This window comes from Streptomyces malaysiensis subsp. malaysiensis (genome assembly GCF_040653035.1).
Taxonomy (GTDB): domain Bacteria; phylum Actinomycetota; class Actinomycetes; order Streptomycetales; family Streptomycetaceae; genus Streptomyces; species Streptomyces malaysiensis.
Map to the genome: position 1 here is coordinate 38,079 of NZ_JBEZNG010000018.1, position 12,743 is coordinate 50,821.

The window sequence follows — 12,743 nt, forward strand, 5'->3', positions numbered from 1 at the left end:
CCCGCCAACGCCAATCTACATGCGGCCGGCCGTCAATCGGTATGCCGAAAGGCAGCTTCCGCACACCCAACCCGGTTTCACGGCAAGAAAGTGACGGGCGGTTGGAAGAAGGTTGCCATGCCGAGGGCGGGGTGTCATCCTTCAGCGGGAAACGGCACCTTGAACTCATCGGCACACGGCGAACTGGAGTTTCGATGTCTCCGACCGACAATTACGTCCGACGGGTCCTCGAGGCTCTATCCGCCGATCCGGAGCGGGTGGCCCTGCTCCGGGAGGATGAGCGGTTCACGGCCGGTGAGTTCACCCGGACCGTGGCCGCGGCCGCGGAATTCCTGCGCCGCCAGATAGTGGAAGATGAAATTCCGGTCGTGGCCGTGCTGACGGTCGCCAACACCCCGGCCACCATCATTCTGCGCTATGCGGCCAACTTGATCGGCGCCACGGTGGTCCATTTGCACTCCACCAACGCGGTGGATCCCACCGATCAGCTGGCCACCCGCGAGCGGTACGAGATCCTCAAGAAGACGGGCGCCACTTTCCTCGCCGTCGACGAGGAGAACCTGGGCCTGGCCCGGGAGCTGTGCGAGCGGCTGCCGGAGCCGCCCCGGCTCGCCGCGCTGGGCTCCTTCGGTCCCGATGTGCTGGACCTGACCACCGGCGACGCGGACGCCGTCGATCTGAAGGTGGTGGAGACCGACCCCGAGCGTCCGGCCGTGGTGCTGTTCACCAGTGGCACCAGCGGCACCCCGAAGGGTGTGACACTTCCCTTCCGGGTCCGAACTCTCTATCTGCGGGCGGGACTTGACGCACCCGGACCGATCACCTACCTGTCGACGCTGCCGGTGAGCCACTCCAACGGCTCAGGCGCCGACCTCGCCCTCGCCTCCGGCGGCACGGTGGTCCTGCACAACGGCTTCGACGCGAGCGCGGTGCTCGGCGCGGTGGAGCGCCACCGGGTGTCCGCGCTCACCCTCACCCCTCCGCAGCTGTACATGCTGGTGGACCACCCGGCCATCAAGGACACCGATCTGTCGAGCATCCAGATCATCTCCTACGGCGGCTGTCCCGCCTCCCCGGCCCGGCTGGCCGAGGCGGTCGAGGTGTTCGGCCCGGTGCTGCTCCAGTTCTACGGCACCACCGAGACCAGCGGTATCAGCGTGCTCGCCCCGCCGGACCACTTCGACCCCGAGCTGCGGATGACGGCCGGCCGACTGACCGCCGAGGTGCGCGTCCGCGACCAGGACGACGACCGCGATCTGCCGGTGGGCGAGATCGGCGAGATCTGCGTACGGTCGCCGTTCAACATGCTCGGCTACTGGCGCGAGCCGGAGCTGACCGCGGAGAGCGTACGCGACGGCTGGGTGTACACCGGCGACCTCGGCTCCCTCGACGAGCGTGGCTATGTGCGTCTGCACGGCCGGGTGGGCGAGGTGATGAAGACCAACGGCATCAAGGTGCATCCCATAGCGGTGGAGAACGCGCTGCTGACCCACCCCGATGTCGCCCAGGCCGCGGTGTACGGAGTGGCCGACGGGGACCGGGTGGAGCACATCCACGCCGCCGTGGTGCTCCGGCCCGGGGGCGCGGCCGACTTCGCCGCGTTGCTCGGCCATGTGGCCGGTGAGCTGTCGCCCAAACATGTGCCGGCCGCGATCACCTTCCATGACGACCTTCCGCTGACCGGTGCGGGCAAGCCCGACAAGCAGCGGCTGGCCGCCGAGCGGACCGGGGCATGACGCTCACCGCGGCGGCGGTGCTGGCCGAGTCCGCGCTGCGGCGCCCGGACCACCCCGCACTCGTCTTCGGCCCGCGGCGCATCACCTACCGCGAGCTGTGGGACGCCACGCGGCGGTACGCCGCCGTACTGCGCGATCACGGCATCGGCCCCGGCGACCGGGTCGCGCTGCTGCTGCCGAACACACCGCACTTCCCGATGGTGTATTACGGCGTGCTGGCCCTGGGCGCCGTGGCCGTCCCGGTGCACGGTCTGCTGCGCGCCGAGGAGATCGTCCATGTGCTCCGCGACTCGGAGTCGAAGGTGCTGGTGTGCGGGGCGCCGATGCTCACCGAGGGTGCCAAGGGCGCGGAGGTGGCCGGGGTTCCGGTGATCACCGTTCTGGAGGAGCGTCATGACGGCCGTCCGCGCCTGGACGCCCTCGCCGAACACACCGGGCCCATCGACGGCTGCGTTCCGCGCGAGCCCGGCGACCTCGCCGTGGTCCTGTACACCTCGGGCACCACCGGCCGGCCCAAGGGCGCGATGATCACCCACTTCAACCTGGTGATGAACGTGAGCACCACGATGCTCTCGCCGTTCGACCTCGGCCCCGACGATGTGCTGCTCGGCTGTCTGCCCCTGTTCCACACCTTCGGGCAGACCTGCGGAATGGGCACCACTTTTCTGGCCGGCGGCACGATGGTGCTGATGAGCCGGTTCGACGGCCCCGGGGCGCTGGACCTGATGGTCACCGAGGGGTGCACCGTCTTCATGGGCGTGCCCACCATGTATCTGGCCCTGCTCGACGCCGCCGCCAAGGACCCACGCCGCCCCGCCCTGGACCGCGCCTTCTCCGGGGGCTCGGCGCTTCCGGTGAAGGTGCTCGAGGACTTCCAGGAGGTCTTCGGCTGCCCGATCTACGAGGGGTACGGCCTGACCGAGGCGTCACCGGTGGTCGCCTACAACCAGAAGGCGTGGCCACGCAAACCGGGGACGGTGGGACGCCCGATCTGGGGCGTCGAGGCGGAGATCGCCGCGGCCGAGGTGGAGGACCGTATCGAACTGCTGCCGACGGGCGCGGTCGGTGAGATCGTCATCCGCGGCCACAATGTGATGGCCGGATACCTCAACCGCCCGGAGGCCACGGCGGAGGTCCTGGTCGACGGCTGGTTCCGCTCCGGCGACCTCGGCACCAAGGACACGGAGGGCTATCTCACCCTCGTGGACCGCAAAAAGGACCTGGTGGTGCGCGGTGGATACAACGTCTACCCACGCGAGGTCGAGGACGTACTGATGCGCCACCCGGCCATCGCCCAGGTGGCCGTCGTCGGACTGCCCGACGAGGTGTACGGCGAGGAGGTGTGCGCCGTGGTACGGCCACGCCCCGGAACCGCTCCGGACACGGCACTCGGCTCCGCGATCGTGGCGTGGGCCAGGGAGCGACTCGCCGGGCACAAGTACCCCCGCCGGGTGGAGTTCATCGACACGTTCCCCCTGGGGCCCAGCGGCAAGGTGCTCAAACGCGACCTCGTCAGCCGCTTCACCCCCGGCCGGTAGAGAATCAACTCGCCACGGGGCCATTCCGCCGATCCCGAGGCGCGTTTTCTCCGGCGGGTGTCGGAGGGCGGACCGTGGAGGCGCGGCGGACCGCTTCCGCATCGTCGCGGAAGCGGTCCGGCCGATGGCCTTGCCCGCGGCTCTCCCTGCCGGCTACCGGCCTCCGTTCAGCCGGCGTCCAGACCGAAGAAGGTGATGGCCCGTGCGGCCATTCCGGCGGTCGGGAGGGAGTGGCCCGCGCCCTGGATGCTGATCGCCTCGACGGGGGCCTGGTTGCCCGTGGCGCCGTAGCGGGTGCGGGTCCAGGAGGACTGTGGACGGTCCGTGAAGGCGGGGGTCTGGCTCACCCCGAGCACATTGGTCCACTGCTTGATCTCCTCGCCGAAGTTCGGATAGCGCAGGGTGCCGTCGCTGGTGCCGTGCCACAACTGCATCCTCGGCCGGGCGCCTTGGTATCCGGGGTGGGCCCCCCGAACGAGATCGCCCCACGCCTGCGGGGTCTTGGTGATGGTGCCGTTGGCGCAGGCGCTGTTCCAGCTGGATCCATCGGTGGTGGCGAAGCAGCCGAAGGGCACGCCCGCGAACGCCGCGCCCGCCTTGAACACATCCGGGTAGTCGCCCAGCAGGACGTTGGTCATCATGGCGCCCGACGAGGCGCCGGTGACGTACACCCGGTCGGGGTCGGCGTTGTGGCGTTGCTGGGCGTAGCGGACCATCGAGACGATGCCCACCGGGTCGCTGCCGCCGTCGTGCCGCAGCGCCTGCGGGGAGGAGACATCGAAGCAGGCGCCGCTTCTGGTGGCCGAGGGGTAGATGACGATGAAACCGTACCGGTCGGCCAGGGAGGCGAACTCCGTACCGGAGTGGAACGCGGGGCCCGAGCCGGTGCAGTAGTGCACCGCCACGAGGACGGCGGGCCGTGCCGCGACGTTGTTCGGCACGTACTCGTACATACGGAGGTTGCTCGGGTTGTTCCCGAAGCCCGTGACCTCGGTGAGCGATGCGGCCGCCGCGGGGGTCGGTGCGAGCAGGAGCAGTGAGGCGAGCAGCGGCAGTACGCCGCCGAGTAAGCCGCGTAACGCCGTGGCCGTCGACCTCGGTGTGTTTCGGCGTCGGCCGGGCGTGGATGTGGTTCCCACAGGCGCGGGGGTGCGGTTCATGGGCTGTCCTTCCTGGGGCTGTGACGGTGAACGGCGGCTCATGCCGCCCGTGCGGCCGACCCGTTGCCATACGCCGTGGACCCGGCGGTGCCGGACGAGGGCGTGGCGGACGAAGGGGTGCCGATGCTGCCCGGCACCGACAGCAGCCCCCGCCACCAGACGTCGGCCATCTTGTCGTAGCCACCCGCGTTCGGGTGCACTCCGTCGGCCAGATCCGCGGGGGTCAATGCGCTGTACATGTCAACCAGATGGACACGCTTGCCCGCGTTGGCCTTGCTCCGCACGATGCCCGGGATCGCCGCGTTGTAGGCCCGCACGGTCGAGTCCATGAAGCCCAGCGGGGTGATGGTGGCGACGAAGAGCTCCGCGTTCGGCGCCTGGGCGGTGATGTGGTCGATCAGTGTGGAGAGCCTGGCCGGGGCCCCGGCGGGGTCGCTGCCGTAGATGTCATTGGTCCCGATGTGCAACAGGATGGTGTGCGGGTTCTGGTTGCGCAGCCAGTTGACGACGTTGTCGTCGATCTGCTGGATCGTCCAGCCCGAGTGCCCCTCGTGGTCGTGATCGCCGAGCCCCGCCGGGCCGTTGAAGAGCGAGCCGACGAAGTCGACCTTGTAACGGCCGGCCGTGAACTTCTGCCACAGGCCGACGCGGTAACCGCCCGGAACGTTGAACCCGTCGGTGATCGAGTCGCCCAGCGGCATGACCTTCACACCACCGTTGGACTCGGCGTGGGCCGTACCGGCGCCGAGCGGGACGAGGACGGCGAGGAACGCGAGCAAGGGGATCAGGGCGGCGAGCGGATGTCTTCCAGTGCGTGCCATGGGCTTTCCTTTCGGCGGTCCACTAGATATGGGAGCGCTCCCATACGGGTGATAGGGCAGCCCTCGACCACCGTCAAGCCCTCTCGTGCTCCTCAGATACGTCCGCGTATGGACATCAACGCTGGGAGCGCACCGAGCACACCGCTACGGCGAGCGGTGTGCTCCCAGCTCAGGACGGCTGAACGGCGAGGTGCCGGCGGAAGCACACCCGGTGCTGTCCGGGGCCGTCGTAATCGCCGTGCACCGGAAAGCCGTTGACCTCACGGTCGCCCTCTTCGAGCGTGAACCCCATGGCCCGGTGGAAGGCCACGGATCCGGTGTTCATGGGCGAGGTGATGGAATGCACCTCCCGACGCCCCGCCTCGGCGGCGCGCTCGAAGAACGCCGTGTAGAGCCTGCGGCCCACCCCCTGCCCCCGCAGTTCGGGGGCCACCCCGACGAAGTGGATATACGCCTCGTGGTCGTTGTCCGCGGCGTGGAAGCCCACCAGGAACGCCTTGATCCCGTCGTCGTCCTCCAGCACCAGGCTGGTGCCGGAGAAGAACTGGAGGAACAGCCTGGGCAGCAGCAGGGACAGCTCACGGGCCTGGACGGGGGTGCGTGAATCGCCCCACCAGTGCCGCACCCTCTCGACGATGGTTCCATGGTCGGAGACATGGGCCCGGCGCAGTGTCATCTCACTCATGCCGCCACAGACTAAGCGCTCCGCCGGAAGTGCCGCCCTGACACGCCGTCGATCGTCCGCGGCGCCGTCGTGGCCGATCTCAGAGGGCCGTCATGACGTGCTTGATACGGGTGTAGTCCTCGAAGCCGTACGCGGAGAGGTCCTTGCCGTAGCCGGACTTCTTGTAGCCACCGTGCGGCATCTCGGCGGCGAGGATCATATGGGTGTTGATCCATACGCAGCCGAAGTCCAGGGCCCTGGACATCCGCATCGCGCGGGCGTGGTCCTTGGTCCACACCGACGAGGCGAGGGCGTACTCCACACCGTTGGCGTAGGAGATCGCCTGCGCCTCGTCCGAGAACGGCTGCACGGTGATGACCGGGCCGAACACCTCGTTCTGGATGATCTCGTCGTCCTGCTGGAGCCCGGAGACCACGGTGGGCGCGTAGAAGAAGCCCTTCTCGCCCACCCGGTGGCCGCCCGCCTCGACCTTGGCGTGTGCCGGGAGCCGGTCGATGAAGCCCGAGACCTGGGCCAGCTGACCGGCGTTGTTCAACGGCCCGTACAACACGTCCTCGTCATCGATGCCACCGCCGGTCTTCGTCCCGGCGGCGGCACTGGCGAGCGCGCTCACGAACGCGTCATGGACCGACTCGTGGACCAGCACCCGGGTGGCGGCCGTACAGTCCTGGCCCGCGTTGAAGAATCCGGCGAGGGAGATGCCCGCCACGGCCTCCGCGATATCGGCGTCCTCGAAGACCACCGCCGGGGCCTTGCCGCCCAGTTCCAGATGGACCCGTTTGATGTCCTTCGAGGCCGACGCGGCGACCTGCATGCCCGCGCGCACCGAACCGGTGATGGCCGCCATCGCCGGGGTGGGGTGCTCGACCATCAGTCGGCCGGTCTCGCGGTCGCCGCACACCACGTTGAAGATGCCGGCCGGAAGGCCCATCTCCGCGACGATGTCGCCGATGATGCCCGCGAGCAGCACGGTGGAGGCGGGGGTGGTGTCCGACGGCTTGAGGACGACGGTGTTGCCCGCGGCGAGGGCGGGGGCGAACTTCCACACGCCCATCATCAGCGGGTAGTTCCACGGCGCCACCTGCGCGCACACCCCGATCGGCTCCCGCCGGACGATCGAGGTCATGCCCTCCATGTACTCGCCCGCCGACCGGCCTTCCAGCAGGCGTGCGGCACCGGCGAAGAACCGGATCTGGTCGACGATCGGGGCGATCTCCTCGGTGAGGGTGAGGGCGCGGGGCTTTCCGGTGTTACGGCACTCCGCATCGGCGATCTCCTCCGCGCGGGCCTCGACCGCGTCCGCGATCCTCAGCAGCAGCTTCTGCCGGGTGGACGGGGTGGCGTCGCGCCAAGTGGGGAAGGCGGCCGCGGCGGCGGCCATCGCGGCGTCGACGTCGGCGGCGCCCGACAGGGGCGAGGAGGCGTACACCTCGCCCGTGACGGGGTCGGTGACCTCGAGGCGGCGGCCGTCGGCCGCGTCGGTGTACTCGCCGTCGATGTGGTTGCGCAGTACGAGAAGTTCGCTCATCGTTCCGTCTCCGTGGTGGTGCCGGGTGCTGCCGAGAGATGTTCGTGCACGGCCAGCCAGTGGCCGGATTCCTGACGGCGGAAGACGATGGTCTCGCGCTCGTGGGTGGTCTCCGCACCGGCCGTGGTGCTCACCGTGGTCTTCACCCGGTGGGTGAACACCGCGGTGTCGCCGAGGAGTTGGACCAGCCGGTCGGTGGAGGCGCAGTCCAGTACGCGGAAGTCGTCCTCCGCGACCCAGTGGTCCCACAGCGCGCGGTAGTCCGCGGTGGAGGTGAGCCGTTCGGAGGTGGTGTGGAAGACGAACGTGGCGTCGGGTGCGAACGCCGCGAAGTAGTCGTCGAGGCGGCCTTCGCCGAACGCCGCCACCAGGGCGTCGGCGGCCTTCAGAACCTCGTCGTTCATGGGGTGGTACTCCTTGCGTGGGTGGTTCAGCCGACGCGGGCCACGGCCCGTACCGGGGCGCCGTCGGCGGCGGGGAGCCGCAGCGGCAGCAGGGAGACCTCGATGGGCTCTCCCGCCGACTGCGCGTCGAGCAGGGGGTCGAGACCGGTGAGGTTCTCGGCGATGACGGCGTGTGCGCCGCACAGGATCCGGTGGGCGGGAAAGTCGTCGGCGGGGGTGGTGTCGACGCTCAGCGCGTCGATACCGACGGTGCGGATCCCCGCGGCCACCAGGAGTTCGGCGGCTTCCGGGGTCAGATACGGATGGGCGGGGTAGGCGTCGGTGCCCCAGTGCCGCGACCAGCCGGTGGCCACGAGCACGATCGTTCCGGCCCGCGGCGGCCCCTCGAACAGGGACGGTCCGAGTGGTGTCCGGGGCCCGGCGCCACGGGCGTCCACCACCACGGCCGGGCCCCAGAACCGCTCCAGGGGCAGTTGGTCCAGGGTGGGCAGCGTGTCGTCGATGTGGAACGGGGCGTCGACATGGGTGCCCGACTGCGACCCCATGTCCAGGTGCAGCACATTCACCCCGTCGTCGGTGGCGCTCAGCGCCGGGGCGACGGTGACCCGCGGATCGCCGGGGTAGACCGGCATGCCCGTGGCGATCGGGACGGAGAGGTCGATCAGGCGCACGCCGGCCTCACACCCCTTCCGCCACCGCGGGCACGGGCGCGCCGGCCTCCGTGGTGATGGGCGGTACGGGCGCGTCCGAGGCGCGGACCAGGCGCGGCCCCTCGGGCCCGTACACCTCGCGCGGCTCGGGGAAGAGCCACAGCAGCGCCAGGTAGAGGAGCGCGGCGGTGGCGAGGCCCACCGGCAGCGAGAGGTCCGCGCCGTCGGCCAGATCGCCGAGCGGACCGACGTACTGCCCCGGGAGGTTGACGAAGAGCAGGGCGAGGACCGCCGAGGTGAGCCAGGCGCCCATGCCACGCCAGTTCCAGCCGTGGTGGAACCAGTAGCGGCCGCCGCGCTGGCGCCGGTTGAACACCTGGAGCGAATCGGGGTCGTACCAGCCGCGCCGGGTCACGAAGCCGAGCACCATGATGACCATCCAGGGCGCGGTGCAGGTGATGATCAGCGTGGCGAAGGTGGAGATGGACTGGGACAGATTGGCGGCGAACCGGCCGAGGAAGATGAACCCGATCGAGAGCACCCCGACGAACAGCGTGGCCCGCACCCGGCTGAACCGGGGGAACACGCTGGAGAAGTCCAGGCCGGTGCCGTAGAGCGAGGTGGTGCCGGTGGACATGCCGCCGATGAGGGCGAGCAGGCACACCGGCAGGAAGTACCAGCCGAGCGAGATGGCCAGCAGTCCGCCCACGTAGTTCGGTGCGCTCGGGTCCATGTACGGCGCGGCCTTCGCGGCGATGATCGAGGCGGTGGCCAGGCCGAAGAAGAACGGCAGGATGGTGGCGATCTGGGAGGCGAACGCGGCCGTGACGACCTTGCGGCTCGGGGTGTCGGCGGGGATGTAGCGGGCCCAGTCGCCGAGGAAGGCGCCGAAGGACACCGGGTTGGACAGCACGATCAGCGCCGAGCCGATGAACGCGGGCCAGAACCCGGTGGTGGACGCCGAGGGGAACACGCCCTGGTAGCCGGGGTCGAAGTCCCCCGCGAAGGCGAAGAAGCCGAGGACGAACAGCGTCGAGGCCGCCACCACCGCGATCTTGTTGACGAAGAGCATGAACCGGAAGCCGTACACGCACACCGTCAGCACCAGCAGCGCGAAGACACCGTAGGCGAGGGCGAACACCCCGTCGTTCTGTGGCACGCCCATCAGCCGGTGGGCGCCGCCGACCAGTGCGTCACCGGAGGACCACACCGAGATGGAGAAGAACGCGATGGCGGTGAGCAGCGACAGGAAGGAGCCGACGATCCGCCCGTGCACCCCCAGGTGTGCCGAGGACGAGACCGCGTTGTTGGTGCCGTTGCGCGGGCCGAACACCGCGAGCGGGGCGAGGATCAGGGAGCCTCCCACCACACCGAGCAGGGTGGCCGCCAGGCCCTGCCAGAAGGAGAGCCCGAAGAGGATCGGAAAGGCGCCGAGCACACAGGTGGCGAAGGTGTTGGCGCCGCCGAACGCGACGCGGAACAGGTCGAAGGGGGTGGCGCTGCGGTCCGCGTCGGGGATGCGCTCGACACCGTAGCTCTCGACCTCGGTCAGTGCCGGGGATTCACTCATCCGTCTTCTCTCGCTTCTTCTGGAGGGCCAGCAGACTGATCAGGTCGTAGGCGACGTGGGAGGCCGCGACCGAGGTGATCTCGGCGTGGTCGTAGGCGGGCGCCACTTCCACCACGTCCGCGCCGACCAGCCGGCATCCGGCCAGTCCGCGCAGGATCTCCAGAAGTTCGCGCGAGGTGAGACCGCCCGCCTCCGGGGTGCCGGTGCCGGGGGCGTGGGCCGGGTCGAGGCAGTCGATGTCGATGGAGATGTACAGCGGCCGGTCGCCGATGCGCTGGCGCAGCTGGTCGGCCACCTCGTCGGCGCCGCGCCGGTAGACATCGGCCGAGGTGACGATGCCGAAGCCCAGCTTCTCATCCTCGGTGAGGTCCTCCTTGCCGTACAGCGGGCCGCGGGTGCCGACGTGCGAGAGGGCGGAGGTGTCGACGATGCCCTCCTCCACGGCCCGGCGGAACGGGGTGCCGTGGGTGTGCTCGGCGCCGAAGTAGGTGTCCCAGGTGTCCAGGTGCGCGTCGAAGTGGAGCACCGCCACGGGGCCGTGCCGCCGTGCGGCGGCGCGCAGCAACGGGAGCGCGATGGTGTGGTCGCCGCCGATGGTGACCAGGCGGGCGCCGTCGGCTTGCAGATGGCCCGCGGCGTCCTGGATGGTCTCGATGGCCTCGCCGATGTCGAAGGGGTTGACGGCGATGTCACCGGCGTCGGCCACCTGCTGGGTGGCGAACGGCGACACGTCCAGGCCCGGGTTGTACGGGCGGAGCAGCCGGCTGGCCTCGCGGACCGCGGCGGGCCCGAAGCGGGCGCCGGGGCGGTAGGAGACACCGCCGTCGAACGGGACGCCCACCACGGCCACGTCCGCCCCCGCCACCTCGTCGAGGCGGGGCAGCCTGGCGAAGGTGGCCGGGCCGGCGAAGCGCGGGACCCGGGAGGAGTCGACGGGTCCTCGGGGTTCGGTCATGGTGATGGCAGTCCCTTCTTGATGTGCGCCGGAGGTGTCCGGTCGGGCGAGTCTGCACAGCGGAGGAAGCGCGCGACAATCGTTGCTGAGACAAAGAGTTAGGCTCAATTTGTGGTGAACAACAAAGAGCAGGGTGTGACGGTCGGCGATCTGCTGTCGTATCCGGCGCTCCAGCTACGGCTGATCGCGGGCGGCGCCGGGCTGCACCGCTCCGTGTCCTGGGCCCATGTGAGCGAGTTGGACGACCCCACACCCTGGCTGCTCGGCTCGGAAATGATCATGACGACGGGGATAGCGATGCCCCGTTCGGCGGCCGGGCAGCGCGGCTATCTGGAGCGGCTGGACGACGCCGGGGTGGCCGCCCTCGCCGTCTCCGCCCAGTTGCGGATGCCCCCGCTGCGCAGGGCGTTCTTCGACGCCGCGGAGGAGCGCGGCATGCCGGTCCTGGAGATCCCGCTGGCCGTACCGTTCATGGCGGTGGCGCAGGAGGTGGCCGCCGCGGTGCAGGAGGACGCCCGCCACCGGCTGGGCGCCCAGCTTCAGGTGTTCGGCGCGCTGCGCTGGCTGACCTCGGAGAACCTGGACACCGCGACGCTGTTCAGCCGCCTGGAGAAGCTCTCCGGATACGACATCTACCTGTGCACCCCCCAGGGCCGGACACTGCTGCCCGGTGTGCCCGCGCCCGACGCGTCGGTGATCCCCGGCTCGGCTGACGGCCCGCCGACCATCCCCGGTGGCTTCGCCCTCCCGGTCCCCTCCCCCGGTGGCCCGGCGGGTTTCCTCATCGCCTTCGAACGGGAGGGCGCACGCCCGGCGGGGCTCGCCGTGGTGCAGCACATCGCCACGGTGGCCGCCCTCCAGCTCGCCATGGTGCGCACCGAACGGGAGACGCTGCGCCGCGAGGGCGCGGAGATCCTCGCCGAACTGCTCCAGGGCGCGCTCGAACCCGCCGTGGCGCGGCGCCATCTGCTGCGCCACTCCATCGAGGGCGAGACCGTGCTGGCGGTGGTCAGGGGCGCCACCGAGGACGCCGTGCTGCGGGCGCTGGAGGATCAGCCGTGTCTGCTGCTCAAGCGCGGCGAGGACCGCTATCTGCTCGGCTCGCCCGATCTGGCGGAGGCGATCGAGTCGCTGCCGGACGTGGCCGCCGGGATGAGCCGCCCGTTCAGCCCCGGCACCCCGCTGCGGATCGCCCAGCGCGAGGCGCTGTGGGCGGCCTCCCACGCCGTCGCGTCCGGCCGCGCCCTCGTGCGGTACGGCGACGATGTCACCGGCCGCTGGCTGCCCGACGACCCGGCCGCGCTCACCGACCTGGTGGAGCATGTGCTGGGCGAGGCGCTGCGCTACGACACGGGCCACGGCTCACGGCTGCTGACGTCGGTGCGCATCTGGATGGAGCGGGACCGCCGTACGGACGAGGCGGCCGCGGCGCTCCATGTGCACCCCAATACCCTCGCCTACCGGCTGCGCCGCTTCAGCGAGCTGACCGGCCGCGATCTGTCCTCCACCGCCGCGTTCGCCGAGGTCTGGCTGGCGATCCGGGCCGCGGGGCAGCTCGGTCTGCTCGACTGAGCAACGTCTCGACCGAGCGACGTCGTCGGCCCCGGTGTCATCGGCCACGGGATCCGCTGGGCACCGTCGTCGGCCCGGCTTCCGGCCGAGCGCCATCGTCGGCCACGGGATCCGTGGCCCTCAC

General features: G+C 70.3%; 10 protein-coding genes and 1 pseudogene. 3 read left to right on the forward strand and 8 right to left on the reverse strand.

Translation table 11 applies throughout. From position 1 onward, the window contains the following. Positions 1-194 precede the first annotated feature (194 nt). Positions 195-1,736: a class I adenylate-forming enzyme family protein gene (locus tag AB0E24_RS29905; protein WP_232636574.1), complete on the forward strand. Its 1,542-nt coding sequence runs from the start codon at positions 195-197 to the stop codon at positions 1,734-1,736. Continuing rightward, the gene (locus tag AB0E24_RS29910) at positions 1,733-3,274 is read left to right on the forward strand and encodes a long-chain-fatty-acid--CoA ligase (RefSeq protein ID WP_069867734.1); all 1,542 of its coding nucleotides are present in this window, start codon (positions 1,733-1,735) and stop codon (positions 3,272-3,274) included. Before AB0E24_RS29905 ends, AB0E24_RS29910 begins: the two co-directional genes overlap by 4 nt. A 170-nt stretch (positions 3,275-3,444) precedes the next feature. Here AB0E24_RS29910 and AB0E24_RS29915 read toward each other — a convergent pair. The 8 genes and pseudogenes from AB0E24_RS29915 to speB form a co-directional block, all read right to left on the reverse strand. After that, positions 3,445-4,434, reverse strand: a pseudogene (locus AB0E24_RS29915) (extracellular catalytic domain type 1 short-chain-length polyhydroxyalkanoate depolymerase); the annotation flags it as partial. Between the two features lie 38 nt (positions 4,435-4,472). Beyond that, on the reverse strand, positions 4,473-5,255 hold the full coding sequence (locus AB0E24_RS29920; RefSeq protein WP_232636576.1) for an SGNH/GDSL hydrolase family protein: 783 nt from the start codon (positions 5,253-5,255) through the stop codon (positions 4,473-4,475). A gap of 169 nt (positions 5,256-5,424) precedes the next feature. Then, complete coding sequence (locus AB0E24_RS29925; protein ID WP_093707122.1) at positions 5,425-5,940, reverse strand: GNAT family N-acetyltransferase; 516 nt, start codon at positions 5,938-5,940, stop codon at positions 5,425-5,427. 79 nt (positions 5,941-6,019) lie between these two features. Continuing rightward, positions 6,020-7,468, reverse strand: a complete 1,449-nt coding sequence (locus AB0E24_RS29930) for a gamma-aminobutyraldehyde dehydrogenase (RefSeq protein WP_359381612.1) — start codon at positions 7,466-7,468, stop codon at positions 6,020-6,022. Next, positions 7,465-7,872 carry a YybH family protein gene (locus tag AB0E24_RS29935; RefSeq protein WP_069867730.1) on the reverse strand — a complete coding sequence of 136 codons (408 nt, stop codon included), beginning with the start codon at positions 7,870-7,872 and terminating at the stop codon, positions 7,465-7,467. The genes AB0E24_RS29930 and AB0E24_RS29935 overlap by 4 nt, the downstream gene beginning before the upstream one ends. Positions 7,873-7,898: 26 nt before the next feature. After that, entirely contained in the window at positions 7,899-8,543 is a 645-nt protein-coding gene (locus tag AB0E24_RS29940; protein WP_359381615.1) for a cyclase family protein, read from the reverse strand. Between the two features lie 7 nt (positions 8,544-8,550). Further along, entirely contained in the window at positions 8,551-10,092 is a 1,542-nt protein-coding gene (locus tag AB0E24_RS29945; RefSeq protein ID WP_359381618.1) for a purine-cytosine permease family protein, read from the reverse strand. Continuing rightward, on the reverse strand, positions 10,085-11,047 hold the full coding sequence (gene speB / locus AB0E24_RS29950) for an agmatinase (RefSeq protein WP_174884425.1): 963 nt from the start codon (positions 11,045-11,047) through the stop codon (positions 10,085-10,087). Before speB ends, AB0E24_RS29945 begins: the two co-directional genes overlap by 8 nt. 111 nt (positions 11,048-11,158) lie before the next feature. Between speB and AB0E24_RS29955 the strand changes: the two genes are divergently transcribed. Continuing rightward, a complete protein-coding gene (locus AB0E24_RS29955) occupies positions 11,159-12,619 on the forward strand; it encodes a PucR family transcriptional regulator (RefSeq protein ID WP_359381622.1) in 1,461 nt (486 codons plus the stop codon). Positions 12,620-12,743: the final 124 nt, after the last annotated feature.